This window comes from Alkalihalobacillus bogoriensis ATCC BAA-922, assembly GCF_000621445.1.
Lineage (GTDB): Bacteria > Bacillota > Bacilli > Bacillales > Bacillaceae_F > Bacillus_AO > Bacillus_AO bogoriense.
This window is the reverse complement of record NZ_KK211278.1, coordinates 106518-130707: the sequence shown is the minus strand read 5'-3', so window position 1 is coordinate 130707 and position 24190 is coordinate 106518. Positions and strand designations below refer to the sequence as shown.

Sequence of the window (24190 nt, the reverse complement as noted above, 5' to 3'; positions counted from 1 at the left end):
GCTCTCCTAGAATAAGCTTTCAAAGCTTCAATGCTATACCAAAATTTTTAGCTGATAGAAGCCTTCTATTGGACACTTCTCTCCAGGGGACCCATCTCATTTGTATGAAGGACACTTTTGCTTCGGTTTCTCCTCGCTTTGTCCTTCATCACCTTTATGAAGGACACTTTCGCTTCGGTTTCTCCTTGTTTTGTCCTTCATCCCCTTTATGAAGGACACTTTTGCTTCGGTTTCTTCTTGTTTTGTCCTTCATCGCCTTTATGAAGGACACTTTTGCTTTGTTTTCTCCTTGTTTTGTCCTTCATCTCCTTTATGAAGGACACTTTTGCTTTGTTTTCTCCTTGTTTTGTCCTTCATCGCCTTTATGAAGGACACTTTTGCTTCGGTTTCTTCTTGTTTTGTCCTTCACCACTGTATTAATAACAACGGCTATATTTGCATTTAACGAAGTTTGACGTGTTCATGTCATTCTACTATCCAGTAAACAACAAAAAAGAGGTGTCTAAACGTTTGGTTACGTTATGACACCTTTTTTATTATCGGTCTGGATCAAGTGGATGAAGCGCGGCTGGTCTTCTGTTTTTAAGTGGCATTGGAGCGCGAAACAATACATCGCGTAAACCACGAAGTGAGAACGGAAGAAATGGCCATAAATACGGAACATCTAACACTTTGATCGACGCTAACCAAAGCACCCATACTACAATTCCTCCCACATATCCTCCTAAACCAAAAATGGCTGTTGAGGTCAAGAGCAACACTCGAATCATACGATTTGCTAAACTGATTTCATAACTTGGCGTAGCAAATGAACCAATCGCTGCAACCGCTAAATACAAAATTACTTCAGGTGAAAATAAACCAACATCAATGGCGACTTGTCCTATTAAAATCGCTGCAACTAACCCAAGAGCTGTAGCAAGAGCATTTGGAGTATGAATGGCGGCCATCCTCAGCATTTCAATTCCAATTTCGGCTAGTATGAACTGAACATACAGAGAAACTTCTCCATCATCTGCAACACCAATATAATGGAGTGGACCCGGCACTAACGCCTCATTCATTGCAAACAAATACCATAACGGCAAAAGAAAAATCGAAGCCCAAACGGCAAAAAAGCGAACACCACGTAGGACTGCTCCTACAATCGGTTTTTGCCGATATTCTTCTGCATGCTGAAGATGATGCCAAAACGTTGTCGGTGTTAACATCACACTTGGTGACCCATCAACCATTATAATGATATGACCTTCAAACAAATGAGACGCTGCTACATCCGGCCTTTCAGTATATCTCACCATCGGGTAAGGGTTATAATGATGTCCGAAAATAAATTCTTCAATCGATTTGTCTCCCATCGGTAACCCGTCGGTTGATATTTTTTCTAATGCTTTTTTTAATTTTTCCACATGACTTGGATCAGCTATATCCGCTATATACATGAGGGCAAGGTCGGTTTTTGAACGCCGTCCGACTTGTATGTATTGAACCCGGAACGTTCTGTCACGGACACGTCTTCTTGTTAATGCGGCATTTTCAACAAGAGTTTCCACATACCCATCTTTTGCACCGCGAATAACTTGTTCTGTATCTGGCTCTTCAGGTCCACGAACCGGGTATGTTCTTGTATCAAGTAAAATGATTTCATCAACACCATCGACAACAAGGGCAGCTGGACCGGCTAACACTTGGTCAACTACGGCATCTAAATCATTATTCGTTTCTATTTCAACATATGGAATCGTGCTTTTAATGAGTTTTTGTAAAATATCCGTTTGAAAAGCTTCAGGTTTCGCGGCGGATAATTCCCGCTGAATTTGAGTTAATGATAAATCTTTGGCAAATCCATCTACTAGAAAGAGTGCCATTTTGCGACCAACATGCTCTAGATCAAGTTGAATCACGTCAAAGCTCTCATCGACCCCTAGTTCGCGTTTTAAAAATTCTACATTTTCATCTAAACTTGTACTTACTGGATGCTTAATCGCCTCTTTTTTCAATTGTACTCGCCTCCAATTCAAGTTCATTTTTTGCAATTGCTTTCCATTTCATGCATGAATCTAACCATTTTTAGATGAAAGTGAATTTGTAAGTAAAGATGCAATTTTAATCTCGTGTCATCAACCGTTCGGACACCTGCTCCGCTATTTCGCAAAAAACACACCTTTTTCATTTCTACCGGACATCTATTCCGCTAATAGACGAAAAGAGCGACAAAATCACACTCGTTCTGTTAAGTAACGGAACTAGTGTCCGATAGTCTTTGAAAAAAGCTACTTTTTTTAAAATTAGCGGAACAGATGTCCGTGTTAATGTCCTAGACACCTGACTTCTCTTTAAAACAATAGAAAAACGCCTAAGAGAACCATTTCTCAAAGGCGTTTCTTAAGTGACAAGTATAAATTTTATGGAAGCAGCTCACTTTTTACATATGCATAAAGGAGTTTGCTTGTATTTTCTAAAGAGCTTCGATGTGTTCGTTCATGAGCATGTGACGCATCAATACCTGGCCCAATTAATGCGTGCTTAATATCGTGTCCTGATCGAATCGCAGCCGATGCATCTGAACCGTAATATGGGTAAATATCAATTTCATAATTTAATGAATGTTCCTCTGCTAAGTCAACAAGCTTTTGTTTAAACTGCTTGTGATAAGGACCACTTGCATCTTTGGCGCAAATCGAAACACAATATTCCGTTGTGGTTTGACCATCACCAATCGCTCCCATATCGACTGCTAAGTATTCGACAACTTCACTTGGTATATTAGAATTTCCACCATAACCGATTTCTTCATTATTTGAGATTAAGAAATGAGTCGTATAAGGAAGATTCCATTTTGCCTCCATCGCCGTCATGATTAGTTCAAGTAAAATGGCAACACTTGCTTTATCATCTAAATGCCTCGATTTAATAAATCCACTACTTGTCGTCTCAAATCTTGGTGCAAACGAAACAAAATCACCAACTTGAATCCCTAGTTTTTTCACATCGTCTTTTGAGTTTACAACCTCATCGATCCTCACTTCAATATTCTTTTCATCTCGTTTAGCACTGCCCGCTTCTTTATATACATGCACAGAGGACTGGTGAATTAAAATCGTACCAGTGTGAATAGCTCCGTTACTTGTCTCGATTTCACAATACTCTCCTTCCACCGCATTCCATCTAAATCCGCCGATCATCGCTAAACGCAATCGACCATCATCTTTAATTTCCTTTACCATCGCCCCTAACGTATCAACATGCGCTGTTAACATCCGCTGTTTGCTATCGTCTTCCCCTTGTATGGAAATCAGTAAGCCGCCTTTGTGATTGCGGAACATTGTCACACCGTGTGGTTGTAATAATGTTTCAACAGCAGTGATAACATTTTCCGTATTTCCAGAAGGACTTGGAATATTGACGATTTCCTCTAATAATTTGACGATTTTGTTTACATTCGGTTGGTTTTTCATTTTGGACTCTCCCTTTCTAATTTAAAGTTTTCATATTTAGTAAAGGTCGTACATATTGTAAGACAAGGCTATCCATTGGAGGTTACCATTATGCCACGAAAAACTATATATCTAGCAATTGGATTACTGGCTCTAGGCTTTTCATTGTTTTTATTTTTACGACCTGACCCGAGCAGAGAAACATTAGTATTTTTCCCTACTGATGAAAAAGTTCAATATGTAGAAGCGTTGTCTAGTTTACAAGTGTTAAAGCTGAATGATCAAGATGAGTATACATTATCTTGGACGTCTCACTCGACATTAGATGAAAAAGTTCAACTACGTCATGACCTCTCTCTTCTGTTTGAAGATGGTGTCCTAAAAGATACGATGAGTGAAGCTAAACAAAATAGTGATACGATTTTATTAGAAAAAAAAGTTCGTGGTGAAGACAGTGGTCATTATGAAATCATAAGTTTTCATCATGCAGAAATTCATTATCCAAATGACGAAAAGAAAAGCAAACATAAAATGAGTACGGATGAGTTATATGTCATTGATTCACCTCTTAGTCCATTAACTTCATTTCGAACACCTAAAACTGAAAAAGAAATGGAGAGTAAACGAATTTTAGACAATATCGTCAATCAAAATTTATCGTACAAATGGGAAGATCTTATTATTTTTTATAATATTCCTATCGATTCCTATGAACAAATTCCATTGACAACACTCGGTCAATATCAGGATAAGCCTTTGCCTGGATTAACAATGAATGAAACGATGTATGCCCTTGGTGTCATTTGGGAAAGTCTTTATGAAAATTATTTACTAGGTATCCCATCACCAACAAACGGAGAGAGAATGGATCCTATTGGTAGCACAGTCCCTCTCCTCTTACTTTCCAAGGAAGCAGATCATATCGTCATTGTTTTTGAAACAAAAGATGGCGAAAAAGTTCAATTACTTAAGCCTTTATCATTCACGTCCAGTATCGACGAGTAAAAGCTCCTGTAATTGTTCATATTGCTCATCTTTTTCAATAGATATAGCCTTTTCTACAGATTGCAACGCATCGTTATATTGCTTAAGTTCCTTATAAATTAAAGCTAAGTTATAATGAGCTTCATGAAATTGAGGGTTAAGTCGCACTGTTTGTTGAAAGCTGACTTTTCCCTCTTCATACATGCCAAGCTTGGCTTCAGCAACACCTAATAAAAAGAAAGCTTCTGGTCGTTCATTCCCATCATCGACAACTTTTCTAGCTAAATGATAAGCTTCTTCTACTTCTTCCTCTACTAAAAGTTCTTGGATATATTGTAGGTGAGCAAGATCAGCCCCTGATTTCGATTCATTTTGCATACCATAAAAAAATAAGCCACCGACCGCCAGACAAACAAAGAGAAAATAAACAAACTGCTTTCCACTCTTTTTATGTTTCGGTAAATGCATTAGTCCTGATGCGAAAAATCCACCGACTAATCCACCGATATGAGCTGCATTGTCAATAACCGGAATAGCAAAGCCTATAGCTAAATTTATCGCTAAAATAACAAATAAACTTGTCCCCATTGTTCGAAGAAAGATTCTTTTATGAATGAGACCAAAATATAACAAAGCTCCAAAACAGCCAAAAATCGCCCCAGAAGCTCCTGCTGAGATTTGTTCGCTAAATGCATAACTTGCGATTGAGCCTACTATTCCTGCGATAACATAAATAAATAGAAAACGAAAACTACCGTAAATTCGTTCCACCGCCGTTCCTAAAAAATACAAGGCTAGTGAATTCATAAACAGATGAAGTAATCCTATATGTAAAAACATGGAGGTAAAAAAACGCCACCATTCTCCTTCTTCAATCGCAGGATTGTATTTAGCTCCAAATTCAATTAAAACTGATATACTTTGACTTCCCCCACTATATTCTACAATCCCAAACATAACACCTATGAGAAGTAACAATACATAAGTTAATTTAGGCTTTGCAAACTGAAACAATGCTTTTTCCTGCTGGATGCGCTGCTCATGAATCATCCTAACCTCATGACGAATGAGCGGAATATTTTCATAACTTTGTTTATCCCACTCTCCCATCGATGGGAGAGTAATATGTAACCTTTGACAAAGTTTTTTCAATGTTGCTTCTTTATTTTGTTCTTCTGCCTCTAATAAAGACGTATACACAGTTGTAGCATAATTTCTTCCTAATTGAGTAGGTTCGTTAATTAGATGCTCATAGGAATCAACCGGTGGATACATAGAAACATACACATTTTCTACTGTAAGTGTTCGATATCCTAATTTTTTTCTAACACGCTCAACTGCCGCTAACGTGTTATCAATATCTTTTTTTAATGCATTTCCCCAATCTAACTCTGTCCTTACAAGTCGAACTACCGTATTGGCGTTTTCATGTTCTAACCATACTTCTTTATGACTCGAATGAATATCAAGTACTTTCATTCCATTCAAGATAAAGTAATGGGCTATTTGCCAATACAGTAAATCATGACGATAAACGTCCATATCCTCATCCCTTCAAGTTCAATTCTCTCTCGATGATGTTTTTCACTTCAGTAAGTGTATGACAAGTCGCTACTACAGGTTCAGTTGAATGTGGATCAACATTTCTTGTGTTCATATAAATGGCTTCCCAGCCAGCATGTCGTGCACCGATAATATCCTGTTCCCACGAATCTCCTACATATAATTTTCCTTCTTGTGGTTGATGCTGTAGTTGTGTAAGGGCATAGTTGAAAATAGCTGGGTTCGGCTTAGCGACGGTTAGCTGTTCAGAAATAAATATATGTTCTGATGTTATATACTGAGAAATCCCTAATCTTTTTATTTTTTCATATTGTGTGTCTGCTGGTCCGTTCGTAATAATCCCTAGTTTTATGCCGTTTTCTTGTAAGAACTCAAGCAATGAGGCAAGTCCTTCATAAGGTTCAGTAAATTCGTAAACCGTTTGATTATATTGTTCATGAAATTGGTCTGCCTCTGTGTCTGAATAAGGTAGGTTAAAAGCTAGCATCGTTTGTTGATAGCGCAATCTACGGTACGTTCTCCTATCGATCGTTTTTTGCTCGAATTGACGCCAAAACCGATCACTGTTTTGTTTAAACAGAAAAAACCATTCGTCCGTACTTGGGGCGTGTTTTATTTGCTTATCCTTTTTCCACAAAGTCACTGTTTTTTCATAACAATTTTTGATTGCTTTTTCGAACGCCGCTTCATGGCTGAACAATGTATTATCCAAATCAAAGCAAATGGTTTTCCATCTCATTCCATCACCTCTTCACTTCATTATAGCAAGCTTTCTTTCGGTTTACGAATAAAACAAGCACCAAAAGGAAAGGCGCCTTTTGGTGGGCTTCGCTCGGGGCGCGTCCATTTGGAGAAAAACGCTCCAATTGGACTTTAAAGATTGCCCCGGCTTCGCCTTGCTAACGAACAAGCACCAAAAGGAAAGGCGCCTTTTGGTGCTTGTTCTCTATCTTTGGGTGAAGACGAAGTTGCTCAGGAGTTTTTGACGGACGAATGGGATTTGCATGGATAGGGCGATGGCTGCTTTTCGTAGTGTTCGTTGTCCGAGGACAGCGTTTAGAATACGATATCTGTATTTGTAAATAACAACACCTGATGTAATCATGGATAGTAATGACAATATTCTTGAGATCATATTACATTCCTCCTTATCCATACTTTGTGCATTTTCTATTGAATTATCCGTTTATCATTGGGCTAACTTACATTCCTTTCAGAGGCTCCATTGCTTCTTTTAAAACGGAAGCGGAATGGTGAAGCTTTTCCCTTTCTTTTTCATGTAAATTTAATTCTAATACTTCTCGTATTCCTTGACGATTGACGAAAGCGGGTACGCCAATATAAATATCATCTAAGCCATATTGTCCATTTAGTAGTGTAGACACCGTTAAGATGGAGTTTTCATTACGAAATATCGCTTCTGTTAGTCGAACTAACCCCATTGCAATCGCATAGTACGTAGCGCCTTTTCTTTCAATAATGTGATAGGCGGCGTCTCTTACATTGATAAAAATCTCATCTAAGTCAGCTTCTGATTTAGCTTTATCATCCAGCAAACTTAATATTGGTTTTCCTCCAATGTCCGCGTGACTCCACACTGGTAACTCTGTGTCCCCATGTTCTCCCATAATGTAAGCATGGACATTACGTGAATCCACATTGAAATATTGACCTAATAAAAATCGGAAGCGTGCTGTATCTAATATTGTGCCAGACCCAATGACACGTTCCATTGGTAAGCCAGAAAACTTCCATGTCGCGTAGGATAAAATATCAACAGGATTTGTAGCCACGATAAAAATACCATCAAATCCAGAAGCCATTACATCACCGACAATTTTTTTGAAAATAGCTGCGTTTTTTTCAATCAAGTCAAGCCGTGTTTCTCCTGGTCCTTGATTTGCTCCGGCTGTAATGACAACAATATCTGCCTCTTTACAATCTTCATATGTACCTGCCCATATTTTCATCGGAGCACCGAATGGCATACCGTGATTTAAATCCATTGCATCCCCTTCTGCTTTTTCTTTATTTAAATCTAAAAGAACGAGTTCTTCAACTAACCCTTGATTTAATAAAGCATACGCATAACTCGATCCAACAAACCCTGTTCCAATAATAACTACACGCGATCCGTTTGCCATTTATTACCTCCACCTTTCAACAAATGATTTGCCTTTATCTTGACGTAATATAGCTAAAAATACTAGGAGATGAAGGACTCATCACTAAAGCCCTATATATTTCCGATATAATGCTTTCGCTTCTGTAACATCTTCCGTACCTTGGACAAGTGTCCGGCCATCCGGGAATAGCACGAATTTCATCCCATTGTCCAACTCTACTCTAAGAAGAAAAGGCGTCTCTTTCACTGTGCCAATGACTTGCAATTTTGTTGCCCATTCTTTTAAATCAAAAGATGACCTTGCATTGATTTGAACCGTTTCTCTTCCACAAAGCGATGTCACCATTTCCCCCTCTTCCATTTGAAGAGCTGGGTATTCATGTAACTGACATGTCGGACAATCATGATCAGGTGTAGAGAACTTCAATTCAAACATATGATAGTTCCAAATATCAAAAGAAAGTAAACTGTTACGTTGTGATTTATTCGCTTGAACTAAAAATTTTATCGCTTCAACAGCTTGAAACGAACCTACAATATCAACAACAGGAGAAATAACACCAATCATGTCACAAGTTTGTCCACCTGTATCACCTTCTTTTATAAAGCAACGTAAGCACGGTGTTTCACCTGGAATAAAAATTGCCGTCATCCCTCTTGAACTAACCGCACCGCCATAAACAAAAGGAATTCCTTTTTTAAAACAAGCATCATTAATTAAAAACCTAGTTTGAAAATTATCTGTTCCATCTAATACTAAGTCGACGCCGTCTAACAAGTCATCCATATTATCTCTCGTTACATCTGCCACAATACCTTGAATTGTAATGTCAGAATTTACTTTTCTCAATTTTCTCTCAGCCGCCACCGCTTTTGGCAACGCTTCAGCTACATCGTCTTCATCAAATAACACTTGGCGTTGAAGATTGCTTTTTTCAACATAATCTCGGTCAGCAAAAGTAACCGTGCCTACCCCTGCCCGGACAAGATGACTAGCTAATACCGTTCCAAGTGCTCCCATCCCAACGATGAGCACTTTTTTTTCAAGTAACAACGCTTGTCCTTCTTCCCCAATTGGCGAAAATAATATTTGTCTAGAATACCGCTCTCTTTGCTGTTCCATCTTCACATTTCTCCTTTAGTTTATATGAACAAAACTGCTACAACTGCACCGGTAATTGTACAGCATAAGTTAACTGTGTCATTTGTTATCCATCGAAATCCAAAGACGGGTATTGTCTTTTGCTGACAATGGTAACGTTTTTCTGTTTTCCTTTGACAGACTGAACATTCATTTACATTTTGCATAAAAGCTCCAATAAGAGTATCAACTGTACTTCCAAACCATCCTGCAAGTACAAATAATACAAAAATATAAACGGAAGTCCACGAAATCAGTGATTCAAATAAAATAACAGCTGGCACTGCAATTGCAATGGCTCCGCAAAGTGAAGCAACTGTTCCAAGAAAAGAAATAGCACCTGAGGTACCACGTTCCACTCGTTGAAAAGATAAAATGGAAATCGGCTTCTTACGGCTTAATGTTCCGATCTCAGAAGCCCATGTGTCTGCATTAGCCGCAGCAAGTGACCCAACGAACGCTACCACCCATAATGGCTCATTCGTCACACCAAACATACTCGCACAAACAGCAGCGACACCTCCGTTTGCGATTACTTGAAAGCCATCTCGCCTGTCACCTTTTTCTACTATATCATTTTGCTTTTTCTTTTGAAAAAATGCTCCCAATGCTGTGGAACTGACAAAAAATATACCTAGTAATACAAGCCCTTCTAGTTGTAACCCATATACAATCATCGTTCCCACAATAAATGCCATAAATGAGCCTGACATAGATAGTTTTTTAAAAAAAAACGCTGTGAAAGAAAGTAAAAATACGACAACAATTAAGCCAAGCATTGAATAACCCGCTTTTCTGTCACTATTTTTTGGACTGGTATATCAAAGGACTCTTTTGGAATGTCATCTCTTATTTGTGTTTCAAATGCAATCGAACACGTTTCCCCGTCGTATGTAGAAAGAAATCGGTCATAATACCCGCCACCAAAACCGAGACGATACCCTTGCTCATCGTAAGCAAGCCCTGGAACAATGACAAAGTCAATATCCGTTTTGTTCACCTGTATACAACGGCTTGGGATTGGCTCAAGGAGATTGTAATATGTTTCTTCCAAATCTGAAAAAGAATCAATTTTATAAAAGATCATCGTTTTATTTTTTTGATCGGTCTTTGGAACGACAATCGTCTTGTTTTGTTGCCAACCGACTTCAAGTAAGGAATGAGTATGAACTTCTGTTTGCCTTGAAATCGTTATAGCGATGGTTTGAGCATTTTTCCAACTAGACAGTTGCTGTACTTTCGCTGCAATAATCGCTGCATGCTGTTCCCGTTCTTCTTCGCTCATTTGTTGTAATTTTTGTTGTGTCCATTTCCGGAGCTGTTTTTTTTCTAACATTGTTGCAACTCCTTTCCCTATTCTCGTTTTCTATTCTACCTTTCTACAAGAAAAAACGCTATGAAAAGACTTTCTTGCAAAAGAACTAAAAAGCACCTTCCCTGTTTTAGTAGAACAAGAAAGGTGCTATGAATATCAATAATTTATTACGCAATCCGGCTTCTTCGTTTGATTTCTGTTTTCAACAAATATATAAATTCGGGCTCGAGTTTTAATTGAATAGCGGTTTCATATGCCTTATATAAATTTTCCTCGCTTAAGTGACGTAAACTATTTGAAGAAGTCGTGTATACAAACATGTAAAATCCCTCCTACAAAGTATGGACATGCTTTACTCTCCTATACCTCTTGAGAAGAAACTTTAAACATCAACGAATAAAAAAACCGCAACCTTTGAGTCGGTGCGGTTTTTTTATTCTTTATTTTGTTTCACGGTGCAAAGTGTGCTTTTTAAGTCTTGGGCTGTATTTTTTTAGCTCAATACGCTCAGGATTATTACGTTTATTTTTAGTAGTGATGTAGTTACGATCACCCGTTTCAGTGCAAGCTAATGTTACATTTACGCGCATGTGTTATCCCTCCAAACGTTCTATTTTCACTCATACTTTTCAATAATAGCAAAAGATTGTCGATTGAGCAAGTAGAATTTCTATCTACTTATTAAGAAAGGAGTTGCCGATATACATTCGTTGTTTGTGCGGTCACTTCCGACCAACAATACTGTTGTACTTCTTGTCGCCCTCTTTCTCCTAGTTGTTCTGCCCGATTTGGCTTTGATAACAATTCTATGATTCCTTCTGCTAATCGCTCGCTGTCACATGGTGGCACGATAATTCCTGTTTGATTATGGACAACCACTTCTTTTAGCCCACCTGTATTTGATGCCACAATCGGTTTCCCACAAGCCATCGCCTCAAGTGCCACAATCCCAAAAGGCTCATAAACACTTGGGATACAAACGACAGACGCTTCATGATATAGATCCCATTTCTCATTTTCTTGAAGAAACCCTTTTATGTGAAAGGATTCTGCTATGTTTACTTGCTGTATTTGCTTCACATAGTCTTGTTTCATTTCTCCTTGTCCCGCTAGAATAAATCTAGTTTTTGGATATTTCAGAAGAACATGTTTTGCCGCATCAATGAAAACAGTAAAACCTTTCTCATAGACAAACCTACCTATCGCGATCACTGTCTGTCCATCCTCTACGTTAACTTTATGTTTTTCTTTTAGAATCACTCCATTCGGTATAATGGAAATTTTCTCGAGTGACGTTTTAAATGATGTATGGATTTCAGTTTTCATAAACTGACTACAAACAATAATATGATTGGCTTGCTGAACGAATTTCCGTTCTAGATGATGAATCGCTTGCTGTAATGAAGTTTTAATTCCTTGATTTCTTCCTGCTTCTGTCGCATGAATTGTCGCTAATAGCGGACAATGTAAAGATTCTTTTAGTACTAAAGCGGATGAGGCCACTAACCAATCATGAGCATGAATAATAGAAAATGAAACTCGATTCGATAAGGATAGAACATAGTCAATAATTTCTCGGTTCCAGTCAGCAATGGAGAGATAGAAATCTTCTGAAACAGAAGCGGGAATGCGATGAATGATAACCCCGTTTCTTTTTTCAACAACGATCTTTTCTTTGTCGTTATACGTGACGACATGGACCCTTTCTCCACGTTTCGCTATTGTTTCAGCTAGATGGTGTACATGAATTCCTAACCCACCAAATATAGTTGGTGGGTATTCAAACGATAAAAGAAGCAAAACTTTTCGGTCACCTGTCGCCTCTTGTTTATTCTTAGTCTTTTGTTGTTGCTTATAAAGCCGAAAGAAACACTCGATATGCTCTTGAATTCGTTTATACCCATAGTTCGCATTTCGGTTGGCGTCAATCATGAATAGCCAATCTGAGCTTATCGCTAATCGCCATTCATTTTTCATTTGTTCATAAACAAACCCTTCTGGTTGAAGTCTTGAAAATAATATATCTTCCATCTCATGAAATATTTTATAAAACGAAGCATTTCTTTCATTTAACCAAACTTCCCCATACCCTCCCCGCCCCCAAGAAGATAAAAGCTGAGGTGTTTTCAGTGGTAATGGTTTCGACTGCATCGAAATCCATTTTTGTGGTGAGACAAATGGTATCGATTTTTGTTCTGATATGACATGAGCTAGCCAATCTGGTCCTTCATACCACCAATGGCCAAAGAGCTCGGCATCAAATGCGAGTACGGCAAGTTCTTTGTCAAGTTCAAGTAATTTCTGTGTGAAATGTGTACTATCGATTTTTGCCTGATGTATCGCCTCTTCTCTGTTATACCAATCTTTCTCCTCATGCCCTGTTACTTTCCAGTACTTTAATCCTGTATCGACAGGAACGGGTGTATTTACATAAGGAGAAAGTTGGTTCCAATCACGTTTAAAAGAAATATCCCAATAATATTCGCGGTACAAAGGATGTGCAGGATACCCCGTTGTACTTGACCAGACTCTTTCTGCAAGGATTCGATTTATAGGAAGCAAAACAAGCCCTTGCTCAGTTTGACTAGGCTCGCAAATGGTTGCATCAGATAAAAAGGTGTATTCAAGTCCTTCTTGAACTAACACATCTCCTACTTCTGCACTATAGCCACATTCCGGTAGCCAGAACCCTTTAGGCTGAAAACCAAAATGTTCAATAAAAATGTCGAGTCCATAACGGATTTGTTCTTGTTTTCCTTTCCTTGTTTGAATATAAGGCAAAAACGGATGTGTGGCAGCTGTCGTTATTGCTTCGACTATCCCTTCTTCAACTAACTTACGAAAAGTGAACACAATGTTTTTGTTCATTTGATAAAACGACTGAAACAGCTTTTCATATCTTTTTTCATACATGCATACAATCTCTCTCTCAACTTCTGAGGGTACGGTTTGCTTTTCAATACGGAGGAGTGCGAGCGTTTGTTCAGTATAAGTTTCAAACCGTAATAACACTTCATCATCAGTGAGCATTTGTAATAATGTTGGAGAAAACGACATCGTTACTACAGCTTCACTTTTCCTATTTGACAATGTTTCTAAAAGCGGAAGATATGATTCGAAAATCGCTTGAAATAACGCTCGTTCTTCTAGTCGTAAATTATTGCTCGTTCGATAATCAGGAAGATGGGCATGTAATAAAAAAATACTATGCGTCGCCAATGTTTTTTCTCCCCTCTGAAATTGAATAACCTGAAAATCCTTCTTGCCATCTTTTTTTCATTTTCACCTGTTTGTTGCTATCTTTCGGTCCTTGATGTGATAGTGTTACTTTTTCTAGCAATAAAAAGCCCCCGCTTTTGCTTTTCACACCGAATTGAACTTCCTCAATTTGTTCCATTTCTGAACAAAATAAGAAAAGCGATTTTGATTGTGTCACAGATTGTTCAAAAATGACTTCGTTCTTTATACTTAATACGCGTATTATTTTGTCTAAATCATCCCAATTCATATGCAATACAAGTTCAGCAAACCGTTGTTTGGGCAACAGCTTGTCCCAAGCGACATAAAGCGTATTTGGATTTTGTATGAGGACGGTAAGGCAACGATTGATTTCAGGCCATTTGAACATATAGGACATCCTTTAGCTTGTTTATTTTCTTTATCTTACTTGCTCTATAAAGAAGGGACAAGAACTTTTGACAAATCTTTGACCTAGTTCTTTCCATTCTCTTTTCCTTACTCGACGTGTATAATAGGAAATGGACAATCTAGAATTTTTTTATTCAACGGGAAAGGGGCCTTTATCTTGGAACTTGTCATCATCATCTTGTTTATACTGTCGATACTATTATTTATTCTTTCTTTTGTTCAAAAAGACCGAACAAAAGATTTAGAAAATCAAATAGAAAACTTTTCAATTACGCTCATGCAAGAAATTTATCAGCTTAAAAAGAAAATAAAAATTGTAGAAGAAGAGTTATTATCTTCTAACAGTGAACCTTATTACGCCCAACAACAAAAACAAACAACTGGAAGTTTAATGAACGAAGTTGCCCAGCACTATGAAAATGGCTATTCGATTGAACGAATTTCTCAACTAACTGGTTTAACAGAAACTGAAGTACAAAGCCTATTAGCGAACTACCTTCGAAAAGAATGAAATGAGGGGATATCATGTCCAAAAAAGGATTACGTGGTCTTGCAACCGGACTATTTATTGCAACGAGCGTGTTAGGATATATGTATTTTTTTCAAACAACACAAGCGGAAACTGATAAGAAAGAAGAAACGATGCCTGAAATTCAGCTTTCAAGTGAAGAAATGATGGCTATCCTAGAAGAACAAGGTTTTATTATATTAGAGGAACAACAATATAACTCATTGCTTGAAAAAACGGCTACTGAAGAAGAGGTTGAAAGAATTGAAGCGACTGTAACGATTGAGCAAGGCATGAGCAGTACAGATGTCGCACTCGCTCTAGAAGAAGCTGAAATTATTTCTGATCATCATGAGTTTATTACTTTTGTTGAAGAACAAAATGCCTCTTCACAAATTAGACGCGGAGAATATTTGTTACACAATGAAATGAGCTTTGAAGAGATTATTGAAATCATTACGTAAATACGAACTTTAGCTAGTGTCCTTCATTATGTTGATGAAGGACACTTTTCTTCTTTCTTTCATCAGTTTTGTCCTTCATTCCCTTTATGAAGGACACTTTTCCTCTTTCTTTCATCAGTTTTGTCCTTCATCTCCTTTATGAAGGACACTTCTCCTCTGTTTCTCACTAGTTTTGTCCTTCATTCCCTTTATGAAGGACACTTCTCCTCTGTTTCTCACTAGTTTTGTCCTTCATTCCCTTTATGAAGGACACTTCTCCTCTGTTTCTCACTAGTTTTGTCCTTCATCTGCTGTGCCCATAAATAAAATAAAAAAGGAGGACCATTCAAAGTAGAATGGTTCTCCTCTTTTTCCAATATTTAATTGTTTTCTTCCTCTTCATCATTTTGAACAGGGCGCTCTTCTCCATTTGAAAGAGGACCATTTCGATTATCTTTTAGTTCAAAATAAGCATCCATGGATTGCTTTAAAATATTTCGTGAAAATGGATGTGGATTTTTCCCACGAACATGTGGGACAACGACTGCAACCGCGATTTCAGGATCATCAAACGGTGCATATGCAACTAATGTTTGGTTTGTTCCATCAACTAAGTAACGAGTACCGTCACTTCTTGTAACCGCGACACGAACTTCGGCTGTTCCTGTTTTCGCTGCAACATCATAAGAGAAACCAGCATTTCTCCATGTTCCAGATAGATTTGGGTTTACTACACGCTTTAATCCGTCTTGTACCCTTTTAATATGGGCATCACTCATATCAATTCGGTTTAATATTTTTGGGTCATTTTGATACACAACCGGTCCTAATTCATCTTTTATGGGACTCGGCTGCCGAATTTCTTTAACGAGATGTGGTTGCATTCGATATCCGTCATTAGCAATTGTTGAAATATATTGAGCTAGCTGTAATGTTGTATACGTGTCAAACTGGCCAATCGAAAAGTCAAGCAAGTTCCCCCCTTGACCAATACCACCACTTAAACCAGTAGAAACTGATGGCAAATCAATCGCTGTTTCAGACCCTAATCCAAACTGACTATAATAATATCGCATTTTATCATAAGTACCAGGAATATCATTCCAGCAACAATTCGTTCCATACCGAAAGCCAGCCATTTCCATAGCAATAAAAAACATATAAACGTTCGAGGATTTTTCTAACGCTTGAAGGTCATTAATACTACCTAGATTGGAAATTGACTTTTTTGTTTGTCCTCCGATCTGAATTGGACGGTCATAAATGTATTTATTAGGATGAACGGAGCCTTCATGAAACCCCATTAACATTGTAGCACCTTTTATCGATGACCCCATCGCATACGCTTTATTTAAAGCACCTGTGTCATCTTCATAGCCGTTCATCGCTAAAATTTCACCTGTTTTCGGATTCATCATTACGATATAGGCTGCTTTTTCATCGATAAATGAGGCTGCGCCTGTTTCAACTTCTTTTTTTACAATACCTTCTACAATTTGTTGAAGCTCCATATCAACAGTTAACACTAAGTCGTTCCCACGTTGACCTAGTTGTTCTCGTTCACCAACAACGGCCCCTCGACTTGTCACACTTTCAACTAATGCTTTTTGACCACGGAGCGCTTCTTCATATTGGAGCTCAAGAAAACTCGTACCGACTTGGTCAGACCGTTCATATCCTCTTGATAAATAATAATCTAGCTTTTCGCGTGGGATTGAACCTGTCCGTCCAAAAAAACTTCGGAATGTATCGTCATATACATACGTTCTCGTAGAATCTCGTAAAATATCGACACCTGGAAGCTCAAACAAGTGCTCTCCCACAATATGAGCTTCTTCTTCTGTAATCCCTTGCTTAATTCGTTGTGGTGCTAATGCATAGCCACGATCCATTTCGCGTTTAATTGCGAGCACCCGCTCTTCTTGCTTTGTAATTTCACTTAAATCTTCATCCGTAATTCTCTCAACCGTTAATCTGTACTCTTCTGTCGGGTCATTTATCTTTCGACGTTCTTCATCTGTAAGCTTTTCTTTCGCTTCATCCGGACGAGTAATAATCCAATAATCGATTCTGTCGCGTGGAATAATATTATCAATCATTTCCTCATCCACTTCGATTAACTTTTCTAATTTTTGTGCGACTTCTAATTTTTCCGCATGTGTCGTCTTTTTTTGTGGCGTGTACGTAATCGATAATTCTAATTCATTATCAACGACAATATTACCAAAGCGATCATACATTAATCCTCGTGGTGCATCGATTCTAGCTGTAACATTTGTCGTGCGTTCTAGCTCTTTTACGTATTCTTCCCCTTGTACAATTTGGACAACACCTAATCGTAATATAAGTGCAGAAAACAAAAGAAATACAACTAAAAAAAGGAAATTAAGGCGTGCAGGTACATGATTACGTTTCTTCTTTTTATTATTCCCCATCGTTTCTTCCCTTCTTTATCTGTTTATTCATTATAAGACATGACAATAGACACCTAACAGCGTTGTTGGTGTCTAAAACGGAAACCCGCGAATGCCGTTGCCTCGATGTTTCAAGAACCTACTCTCGCAGGTGGGTGCTCGCAAACCAATCTCCAACTTCCACAACGAGAGGCTTGTTGTCAACCGGTTAATGTGGAGCTCCCGTTTCTTATTCACGGTTCGAAACAAAGAGAAGCTAACAAACACGGCAGGCTTCTTGTTTATATGATTGTTGTTAGTATACCATAACTCCTCTCCCATTTAAAGACGGTAAGAGCATTTCCATATTCTCACACAAATTAAACCGTCGTTCCACCACTATCTCCCTCACCTTTATCTTGCCTAGAAAACGCGTAACTTTTTCCTCCTTCATTCACAGGAAGGTGGACATGTCGAATAAAGAAGTATAGAATCAAATGACCAGCTCCAATCACAAGCAGTAGACCTGGAATACCTTGTTCTTCATTAAACAAAGTAATGGTAGCTAAAAAGGCAAGAATCGATACAATTCTACCTCCATTAAGGAAAAGTTCACGCACGACAATATACTCGACTCTCATCTCAGCTGCTTTCCATCCTTTTCCGATCACATCATATGTTAATGAGACATACGGAACAAGTAAGGTTGGATATGCAATGGAAATGACAACGGCATATATGATGAGTTTCGTAAATGTTAAATCAAAAATGATAAGGAAAATGGCGAGGTAGAGAATAATCCCACCTAGCAAAATTGATTTTTTCCTAAATTGTTCTTTTATGACTCGAGTAGCAACATAATAACTAACAAAGGAAACGGCAGACGCGACTAAGCCATACGTTCCTAATGCCAGTTCACTTTGTGTCGTTATATATACCCAAACTGAAATAACAAAGACAAACGTACCTTCACGCAACCCTTGGAAAAAATGAGCATGTAGCACATGTTTCCAGTTTTTGTTGTTTTTCCGTTCTTTTAAAATTTTCAAAAAGTGAAATGAACCTCTTGCTGAACGTCTTTCCAAAAAAAAGCTTGTAATGACTGCAGCGATAAATAAAATCAAAGAGATGGCAAAAATATACGTATACCCAGTAAATTTCTCCATTCTCGTAATTAATACCCCTGCAAAAATTGGTCCGATCATCCCAGCAAGTGAAGTGACTAAACCTAAAAAGCCGTTAAAAAAAACACGTGTTTCCGGTTCAGTAATCTCAAAGGTGAGTACATTAAAAGCGAGCCAATAAAAGCCAAAACCAATTCCTAGTAAGGCTCCTAATAATAAAAGATACTCATTTGCATTACCGCCTAAAAAAAGCACAGTAAAAAAGAATACGGAAAGGAAGCTTACACCTAACCGCAATACAATTACTCGGTCGATCTTTTTCGCCCATAACCCCGCAACGATAAACGCGATAGGTTGCATAAATACGGAAGCTAAATTGTAAAGCGCGATATCCATGAATTCCCCAGACTGCTTCCATAAGTACACATTTACAAACGTATTGGACAATGCAATACTTAACGAATACATTCCCCCAATGACAAGTAGCAATGTTAAATCGCGATTAACCTCAACTTCCCCAATCATCTTTTTCAGTATCGCTTTCATTGACGACTCACCACCTTACATAATTGTAGTTTGCTCTACAGAGGCTCCTTTATGCAGAACAAACCGACAATCGAAAGAAAGAAATCAAAATAAATAAGAAAAACGCGGAGCGTCTTTTCTTTCAAGCGAAGTGCGGAGCCCTGCCCGCTTTTGACAGTGAGCCCCAAGTGCTCTTCTTGGGGTGAAACGCGCAGGTGCGGAGCCTTCGCTCTTCTTGAAATAGCTTTCAAAGCTTTAAGAAAAAAAGCCTTATGACTACAGATAGTCATAAGGCTTAAGGTTATGTTATTTTGCAGCGCTATATAGCTTTGCAACTTCATCCCAGTTTACAACATTCCAGAATGCCGAAATGTAATCAGGACGACGGTTTTGATACTTTAAGTAATAAGCATGCTCCCAAACATCCAATCCTAGAATTGGTGTTTTTCCTTCCATTACTGGAGAGTCTTGGTTTGGTGTACTTGTTACTTCTAGTTCACCATTGTTTACAACTAACCAAGCCCAACCAGAACCAAAGCGATTAGCACCTGCATTCGCAAATTGCTCTTTGAAGCTTTCTAAGCTACCAAATGTTTTGTTGATTGCTTCAGCAAGCTCACCTGTTGGCTCGCCGCCACCATTCGGGCTAAGAAGTGTCCAGAACAATGTATGGTTAGCATGTCCACCACCATTATTACGAACAGCCGTACGGATGTTTTCAGGAACTGCATCTAAGTTTTTGATTAAATCTTCAACAGATTTGCTCGCAAGCTCATCATGTCCCTCTAGTGCTGCATTTAATTTTTGAATGTACGTGTTGTGGTGTTTCCCGTGATGAATATTCATTGTGTCTTCATCAATGTGTGGTTCTAAAGCGTTTGCTGCATAAGGTAATGCTGGTAATTCATAAGCCATGATTAAAACTCCTCCTTGTTTCTTTTCAATTTTAATTTCGAGGAAATTTCCTCAAAAATAGTAAATAAATATAAGCAACAAAAATGTTTACTAAGTCGCTCAAGTATTAGATTATCAGAAACAATTGAAACTTTCAATGAATATGCCATTCAATTGTTTTCTTGTTTCCGACTTCTTATACAATACCCTATTGAGTTTTTTATAATCACTCTATCGTAAAAAAACTCCCTATGATGAAAGCATCACAGAGAGTTGATTCTTATGTATGGCGGAGGAAGAGGGATTCGAACCCCCGCGCGGTTTAACCCGCCTGTCGGTTTTCAAGACCGATCCCTTCAGCCGGACTTGGGTATTCCTCCGCATTTATCGTTTGAGGGCTTGTCCCTCGTTATAATGGTGGACCCTGTAGGACTCGAACCTACGACCAATCGGTTATGAGCCGACCGCTCTGACCAACTGAGCTAAGGGTCCAATATATGGGGCGATTGATGGGAATCGAACCCACGAATGCCGGAGCCACAATCCGGTGCGTTAACCACTTCGCCACAACCGCCATATTAAAACCATCTATTCAATTATTGGTAGCGGCGGAGGGGATCGAACCCCCGACCTCACGGGTATGAACCGTACGCTCTAGCCAGCTGAGCTACACCGCCAAATGGCTCCACAGGTAGGACTCGAACCTACGACCGATCGGTTAACAGCCGATAGCTCTACCACTGAGCTACTGTGGAATGTTTCATAAAGGACAAAGATTATTTTACATCAGACAATATGAATAGTCAATAACTTTTTTATTTTTTTTGTGAGATTTCAAAAATAAGCACAAGAATTACTATAACATACTGATTTACATTATGCAAACCATTTTTACATTTTTCTAAGAAAACCCTGTGCCTGTCCATCCGACTTGTGAACAGGCACAGACTTACATTTATATTATTAGTTTTCTTCTCCAATGACAGCTTCTGCGATATTAACCGCATGGTCGCCAATACGCTCTAAATTACTAACGATATCAACAAAAACAATACCAGCAGCTCCAGTACATTTCCCTTCATTTACACGAAGAATATGCTTTTTACGAAGCTTTCGTTCCATCTTATCAATTAAATCTTCTTTGTCCACAACAGATAGGGCGATATCACGATCGCCATTCCCTAAACAGGAAATCGCTTTGCCTACTGTTTCGATTGTTAAATCGAACATTTCATGTAAATCCTCTAATGCACTTTCTGACATCGGAACTTTATTTGCGAGCTGGTAATCTTTTAATTCGACGATATTTTCCATATGGTCACCAATACGTTCAATATCTCGAACAGTATCCATTAACATCGAATGAAGCTTAGAATCTTGTTCAGATAATGATCCAGCAGAAACCTTTATTAAATAATCGGTAATTTTTCGATCTAAATTATTTATCGCATCCTCAAACTGAACAGTCATTTCAGAATGACGCTTTTGACCAGTTATTAAATATTGCTTTGCTTCTGTTAACCCTTTTTCAGCAAATTCGCCCATACGTAGTACTTCTTCTCGAGCTTGTCCAATCGCAATAGCTGGAGAGCTACGAATAAAGCGCTCATCTAGGTGCTTTGCTTTATATTCAATCTCATACTCTTCACCAGGAATTAACTTCGTCACAATAAGAGCAAGAACAGCAACGAATGGCAATTGAATTAATGTGTTAGAAACATTAAAAATCCCATGAGCAAACGCAATTGTCATTTCAGGATTTAAGCCAAGTGTTTCTTGAATATGAGCGATAAAGACAGTAAATGGTCGAATAATGATTAAAATTAAAGCCGTCCCAATGACATTAAATATTACATGTGTTAACGCCGCTCTTCTCGCCGCAATCGAAGCTCCTATGGATGCTAAAACAGCAGTAATGGTTGTTCCAATATTATCCCCAAATAATACCGGCAATGCAGCATCGAGGGACATGGCCCCTTGTGCAAATAACGTTTGCAACATCCCAATAGCAGCAGAAGAACTTTGAACTAACACAGTAAATAAAGTCCCAATTAATACCCCTAATAATGGATTGTCACTCATCGAAACCGTTAAGTCTGCAAATGCTTGCACTTCACGTAAAGGTTTTAACCCTGTCCCCATCGTCTCGAGACCATAAAAAAGCGCACCAAAACCAAACACTACTTGACCATAGTAATTGATTTTTTTATTTTTAAAAAAGAATAGCAGAACAGCACCTGCTGCAATGATTGGTAAGGCATATTGCGAAATTTTAATCCCGATTATAAAAGCAGTAACGGTTGTCCCGATATTCGCCCCCATAATAACACCAATCGCCTGCTTTAGCGTCATAAAACCCGCATTTACGAGTCCTACTGTTAACACTGTTGTTCCTGTACTTGTTTGTAGTAAAATTGTTACAACTAGTCCAGCAATAACCCCCATCACTGGATTCGAGGTAAACCGGTCTAACACTTCTCGTAATCGGTCTCCTGCGACATTTTGAAGGCCATCCCCCATGTACTTAATTCCAAATAGAAAAATACCAAGCCCTCCGAAGAACATAAACAACAACGTCTGTAAATCCAATTATTCTCATCCCTTCAAAAATATTCCCCTAATTATTTGTTCATTCGACAAACCTTTACAATCGTACCTGTTTATTATTAAGTAAACGTTAATGATTTGTAAAGAATTTATTAAGTTTTTTACATTGTTAATTTATTTATTTTTTCACCTATAAAAAAATCCTTCTGTTTAAAGGGTTTGTTTGCACCTACATTTTATTTATTTACATTTTCTTAATATTATTTTCTGGCACTTCGATACTTTGTAAATAAATTGTAAATATTTACTATTGTGAAATCCATTCGCTTTATTAGTATCCTCAAACACACTATTTTCATCCTAAAAATCGATTCATTTTTCATTGTTCTTACAGCGAGTCCACGTTACAATAAGAAAAGAATTATTTATCAAAGGAGTTGCACTATGAATATTTTTAAACAATTTTTAAAAAGTTTGCATTCACCAAAGGATATTGCCCTCTTTCGCTTTCAAGGAATTGGGAAAACGATATTATATGTATTTTTATTAATGTTCATTGCGACATTGCCTTCTATCATTTCATTCGGGACAACCTTATCACAAGCAGTCAATTCCGTTCAAGAGGCATTTGAGTACGATATCCCTTATTTTGAAATGAACAATGGGGTTTTATCCTCTAATATGAACGAACCGATTATTGAAGAGGATGACGAAGGTGTTTTTATTTTTGATACAACTGGAGAAGTTACTTACGATGACGTCGTACAACATGATACGGCTGTAGCTATTTTAGAACATGAAATAGTGATGGTTGAAAGTGGTCAAGCTAGCTCTATTTTTTTTGACGATTTAGCTACTATGGGGATGGGCAATTTTACAAAAGATAATATCGAAGGCATTGTTAATAGTGTCGGAGGGATGATGCCTTTAATTATAGCGGTGATTGCCGTAATTATGTATTTGTACAATACAGCATTAAAATTTATTGGCGTTACTGTACTTGCTGTAATCGGTTTAATTATTAAAGAAACATTACATGCGAATGTGAAATATCGCCATCTTTGGATTATGTCTGCTTATACTGTCACATTACCAACGATTTTGTTCTCTTATATTAAATTGCTAATCACTGTACCATTCTCCTTCCTGTTTTATTGGCTTATTGCAATAACCATGTTGACTTTAGTTGTAAAAAAAGTCCCAAAGCCTAAACGCAAACAAGCAACGCCTCCTGTTGAAGATGGTTCCGAAGAGGAACATAATGCATATGATGAAAAAACCAAAGAGTAATCTTTGGGTTTTTGCTTACTCTAACATTACATTCGGACATGTATTCCGCTATTTCACAAAAAACTACGTTGTTCCGAGAGCTATCGGACATCCGTTCCGCTATATGTCTAAAAACAGGCTAAATTGGGCTCGTTTTTCTAATTTACCGGAACCAATGTCCGATAGCATTTGCCTAACGCTACTTTTTTCAAAAATAGAGGAATACATGTCCGATGGCATTTTGAATAAGCTTTCAAAGCTTCGCTGCTAGACC

General features: G+C 38.1%; 21 protein-coding genes, 5 tRNA genes and 1 other RNA gene. 4 read left to right on the top strand and 23 right to left on the bottom strand.

Annotation, left to right across the window (positions count from 1 at the left end; translation table 11 throughout):
• Nucleotides 1-536 precede the first annotated feature (536 nt).
• Together T323_RS0119110 and T323_RS0119105 are read right to left on the bottom strand one after the other, a co-directional pair.
• Nucleotides 537-2027 carry a spore germination protein gene (locus tag T323_RS0119110; protein ID WP_035179318.1) on the bottom strand — a complete coding sequence of 497 codons (1491 nt, stop codon included), beginning with the start codon at nt 2025-2027 and terminating at the stop codon, nt 537-539.
• A gap of 378 nt (nt 2028-2405) precedes the next feature.
• Entirely contained in the window at nt 2406-3458 is a 1053-nt protein-coding gene (locus T323_RS0119105) for a M42 family metallopeptidase (RefSeq protein ID WP_026674715.1), read from the bottom strand.
• A gap of 90 nt (nt 3459-3548) precedes the next feature.
• Between T323_RS0119105 and T323_RS0119100 the strand changes: the two genes are divergently transcribed.
• Nucleotides 3549-4442, top strand: coding sequence for a hypothetical protein (locus tag T323_RS0119100; RefSeq protein ID WP_026674714.1), 894 nt, complete (start codon nt 3549-3551; stop codon nt 4440-4442).
• Here the strand turns inward: T323_RS0119100 and T323_RS27140 are convergent.
• The 11 genes from T323_RS27140 to T323_RS0119045 all read right to left on the bottom strand — a co-directional run bounded on the left by T323_RS27140 (nt 4416) and on the right by T323_RS0119045 (nt 14193).
• On the bottom strand, nt 4416-5963 hold the full coding sequence (locus T323_RS27140; RefSeq protein WP_035179316.1) for a rhomboid family protein: 1548 nt from the start codon (nt 5961-5963) through the stop codon (nt 4416-4418). The two genes, T323_RS0119100 and T323_RS27140, sit on opposite strands and share 27 nt — an antisense overlap.
• A gap of 4 nt (nt 5964-5967) precedes the next feature.
• A complete protein-coding gene (locus tag T323_RS28115; protein WP_051556619.1) occupies nt 5968-6723 on the bottom strand; it encodes an HAD family hydrolase in 756 nt (251 codons plus the stop codon).
• Nucleotides 6724-6930: 207 nt separating this feature from the next.
• Entirely contained in the window at nt 6931-7119 is a 189-nt protein-coding gene (gene yqgO / locus T323_RS0119085) for a protein YqgO (protein ID WP_026674713.1), read from the bottom strand.
• A gap of 67 nt (nt 7120-7186) precedes the next feature.
• Nucleotides 7187-8128, bottom strand: a complete 942-nt coding sequence (locus T323_RS0119080) for an L-lactate dehydrogenase (protein WP_026674712.1) — start codon at nt 8126-8128, stop codon at nt 7187-7189.
• 84 nt (nt 8129-8212) lie between these two features.
• Nucleotides 8213-9232: a ThiF family adenylyltransferase gene (locus T323_RS0119075; RefSeq protein ID WP_026674711.1), complete on the bottom strand. Its 1020-nt coding sequence runs from the start codon at nt 9230-9232 to the stop codon at nt 8213-8215.
• Between the two features lie 20 nt (nt 9233-9252).
• The gene (locus T323_RS0119070) at nt 9253-10029 is read right to left on the bottom strand and encodes a DUF92 domain-containing protein (protein WP_026674710.1); all 777 of its coding nucleotides are present in this window, start codon (nt 10027-10029) and stop codon (nt 9253-9255) included.
• Complete coding sequence (locus T323_RS0119065) at nt 10017-10586, bottom strand: 5-formyltetrahydrofolate cyclo-ligase (protein WP_026674709.1); 570 nt, start codon at nt 10584-10586, stop codon at nt 10017-10019. The genes T323_RS0119070 and T323_RS0119065 overlap by 13 nt, the downstream gene beginning before the upstream one ends.
• A gap of 146 nt (nt 10587-10732) precedes the next feature.
• Nucleotides 10733-10885 carry a sporulation histidine kinase inhibitor Sda gene (locus tag T323_RS28530; RefSeq protein WP_084309331.1) on the bottom strand — a complete coding sequence of 51 codons (153 nt, stop codon included), beginning with the start codon at nt 10883-10885 and terminating at the stop codon, nt 10733-10735.
• 120 nt (nt 10886-11005) lie between these two features.
• On the bottom strand, nt 11006-11155 hold the full coding sequence (gene rpmG / locus T323_RS0119055) for a 50S ribosomal protein L33 (protein WP_026674708.1): 150 nt from the start codon (nt 11153-11155) through the stop codon (nt 11006-11008).
• Nucleotides 11156-11246: 91 nt separating this feature from the next.
• Nucleotides 11247-13784: a 1,4-alpha-glucan branching protein domain-containing protein gene (locus T323_RS0119050; protein WP_026674707.1), complete on the bottom strand. Its 2538-nt coding sequence runs from the start codon at nt 13782-13784 to the stop codon at nt 11247-11249.
• Nucleotides 13771-14193 (bottom strand): hypothetical protein, encoded by a 423-nt coding sequence (locus T323_RS0119045; RefSeq protein WP_026674706.1) that lies wholly within the window; start codon nt 14191-14193, stop codon nt 13771-13773. Before T323_RS0119045 ends, T323_RS0119050 begins: the two co-directional genes overlap by 14 nt.
• A 177-nt stretch (nt 14194-14370) precedes the next feature.
• Here T323_RS0119045 and T323_RS0119040 point away from each other — a divergent pair, with 177 nt between their 5' ends.
• A complete protein-coding gene (locus tag T323_RS0119040; RefSeq protein ID WP_051556618.1) occupies nt 14371-14724 on the top strand; it encodes a hypothetical protein in 354 nt (117 codons plus the stop codon).
• A gap of 14 nt (nt 14725-14738) precedes the next feature.
• Nucleotides 14739-15185, top strand: a complete 447-nt coding sequence (locus T323_RS0119035; RefSeq protein ID WP_026674704.1) for an endolytic transglycosylase MltG — start codon at nt 14739-14741, stop codon at nt 15183-15185.
• Nucleotides 15186-15544: 359 nt separating this feature from the next.
• Here T323_RS0119035 and T323_RS0119015 read toward each other — a convergent pair whose 3' ends face one another.
• The 10 genes from T323_RS0119015 to T323_RS0118975 form a co-directional block, all read right to left on the bottom strand.
• Nucleotides 15545-17599 carry a peptidoglycan D,D-transpeptidase FtsI family protein gene (locus T323_RS0119015; protein ID WP_026674703.1) on the bottom strand — a complete coding sequence of 685 codons (2055 nt, stop codon included), beginning with the start codon at nt 17597-17599 and terminating at the stop codon, nt 15545-15547.
• Between the two features lie 78 nt (nt 17600-17677).
• A non-coding RNA gene (gene ssrS, locus T323_RS28525) (6S RNA) lies at nt 17678-17856 on the bottom strand.
• A gap of 81 nt (nt 17857-17937) precedes the next feature.
• Nucleotides 17938-19227, bottom strand: coding sequence for an MFS transporter (locus T323_RS0119010; RefSeq protein WP_026674702.1), 1290 nt, complete (start codon nt 19225-19227; stop codon nt 17938-17940).
• 285 nt (nt 19228-19512) lie between these two features.
• Nucleotides 19513-20121 carry a superoxide dismutase SodA gene (sodA, locus tag T323_RS0119005; RefSeq protein WP_026674701.1) on the bottom strand — a complete coding sequence of 203 codons (609 nt, stop codon included), beginning with the start codon at nt 20119-20121 and terminating at the stop codon, nt 19513-19515.
• A gap of 266 nt (nt 20122-20387) precedes the next feature.
• Nucleotides 20388-20480, bottom strand: a tRNA-Ser gene (locus T323_RS0119000).
• A 35-nt stretch (nt 20481-20515) separates the two neighbouring features.
• A tRNA-Ile gene (locus T323_RS0118995) sits at nt 20516-20592 on the bottom strand.
• A gap of 6 nt (nt 20593-20598) precedes the next feature.
• Nucleotides 20599-20674, bottom strand: a tRNA-His gene (locus T323_RS0118990).
• Nucleotides 20675-20700: 26 nt separating this feature from the next.
• Nucleotides 20701-20777, bottom strand: a tRNA-Met gene (locus T323_RS0118985).
• A 3-nt stretch (nt 20778-20780) separates the two neighbouring features.
• A tRNA-Asn gene (locus T323_RS0118980) sits at nt 20781-20855 on the bottom strand.
• A 208-nt stretch (nt 20856-21063) separates the two neighbouring features.
• Nucleotides 21064-22665: a Na/Pi cotransporter family protein gene (locus T323_RS0118975; protein ID WP_373279353.1), complete on the bottom strand. Its 1602-nt coding sequence runs from the start codon at nt 22663-22665 to the stop codon at nt 21064-21066.
• Nucleotides 22666-23091: 426 nt separating this feature from the next.
• On the opposite strand from T323_RS0118975, the gene T323_RS27130 reads away from it, so the two are divergent.
• Entirely contained in the window at nt 23092-23937 is an 846-nt protein-coding gene (locus T323_RS27130) for a DUF1189 domain-containing protein (protein ID WP_051556617.1), read from the top strand.
• The last annotated feature ends 253 nt before the right edge of the window (nt 23938-24190 follow it).

Excerpts from the sequence above, each read along its gene's own strand:
- T323_RS0119110 (WP_035179318.1), bottom strand. The coding sequence starts at position 2,027 with ATGAACTTGAATTGGAGGCGAGTACAATTGAAAAAAGAGGCGATTAAG.
- T323_RS0119105 (WP_026674715.1), bottom strand. The coding sequence starts at position 3,458 with ATGAAAAACCAACCGAATGTAAACAAAATCGTCAAATTATTAGAGGAA.
- T323_RS0119100 (WP_026674714.1), top strand. The coding sequence starts at position 3,549 with ATGCCACGAAAAACTATATATCTAGCAATTGGATTACTGGCTCTAGGC.
- T323_RS27140 (WP_035179316.1), bottom strand. The coding sequence starts at position 5,963 with ATGGACGTTTATCGTCATGATTTACTGTATTGGCAAATAGCCCATTAC.
- T323_RS28115 (WP_051556619.1), bottom strand. The coding sequence starts at position 6,723 with ATGAGATGGAAAACCATTTGCTTTGATTTGGATAATACATTGTTCAGC.
- yqgO (WP_026674713.1), bottom strand. The coding sequence starts at position 7,119 with ATGATCTCAAGAATATTGTCATTACTATCCATGATTACATCAGGTGTT.
- T323_RS0119080 (WP_026674712.1), bottom strand. The coding sequence starts at position 8,128 with ATGGCAAACGGATCGCGTGTAGTTATTATTGGAACAGGGTTTGTTGGA.
- T323_RS0119075 (WP_026674711.1), bottom strand. The coding sequence starts at position 9,232 with ATGGAACAGCAAAGAGAGCGGTATTCTAGACAAATATTATTTTCGCCA.
- T323_RS0119070 (WP_026674710.1), bottom strand. The coding sequence starts at position 10,029 with ATGCTTGGCTTAATTGTTGTCGTATTTTTACTTTCTTTCACAGCGTTT.
- T323_RS0119065 (WP_026674709.1), bottom strand. The coding sequence starts at position 10,586 with ATGTTAGAAAAAAAACAGCTCCGGAAATGGACACAACAAAAATTACAA.
- T323_RS28530 (WP_084309331.1), bottom strand. The coding sequence starts at position 10,885 with ATGTTTGTATACACGACTTCTTCAAATAGTTTACGTCACTTAAGCGAG.
- rpmG (WP_026674708.1), bottom strand. The coding sequence starts at position 11,155 with ATGCGCGTAAATGTAACATTAGCTTGCACTGAAACGGGTGATCGTAAC.
- T323_RS0119045 (WP_026674706.1), bottom strand. The coding sequence starts at position 14,193 with ATGTTCAAATGGCCTGAAATCAATCGTTGCCTTACCGTCCTCATACAA.
- T323_RS0119035 (WP_026674704.1), top strand. The coding sequence starts at position 14,739 with ATGTCCAAAAAAGGATTACGTGGTCTTGCAACCGGACTATTTATTGCA.
- T323_RS0119015 (WP_026674703.1), bottom strand. The coding sequence starts at position 17,599 with ATGGGGAATAATAAAAAGAAGAAACGTAATCATGTACCTGCACGCCTT.
- T323_RS0119010 (WP_026674702.1), bottom strand. The coding sequence starts at position 19,227 with ATGAAAGCGATACTGAAAAAGATGATTGGGGAAGTTGAGGTTAATCGC.
- sodA (WP_026674701.1), bottom strand. The coding sequence starts at position 20,121 with ATGGCTTATGAATTACCAGCATTACCTTATGCAGCAAACGCTTTAGAA.
- T323_RS0118975 (WP_373279353.1), bottom strand. The coding sequence starts at position 22,665 with ATGTTCTTCGGAGGGCTTGGTATTTTTCTATTTGGAATTAAGTACATG.
- T323_RS27130 (WP_051556617.1), top strand. The coding sequence starts at position 23,092 with ATGAATATTTTTAAACAATTTTTAAAAAGTTTGCATTCACCAAAGGAT.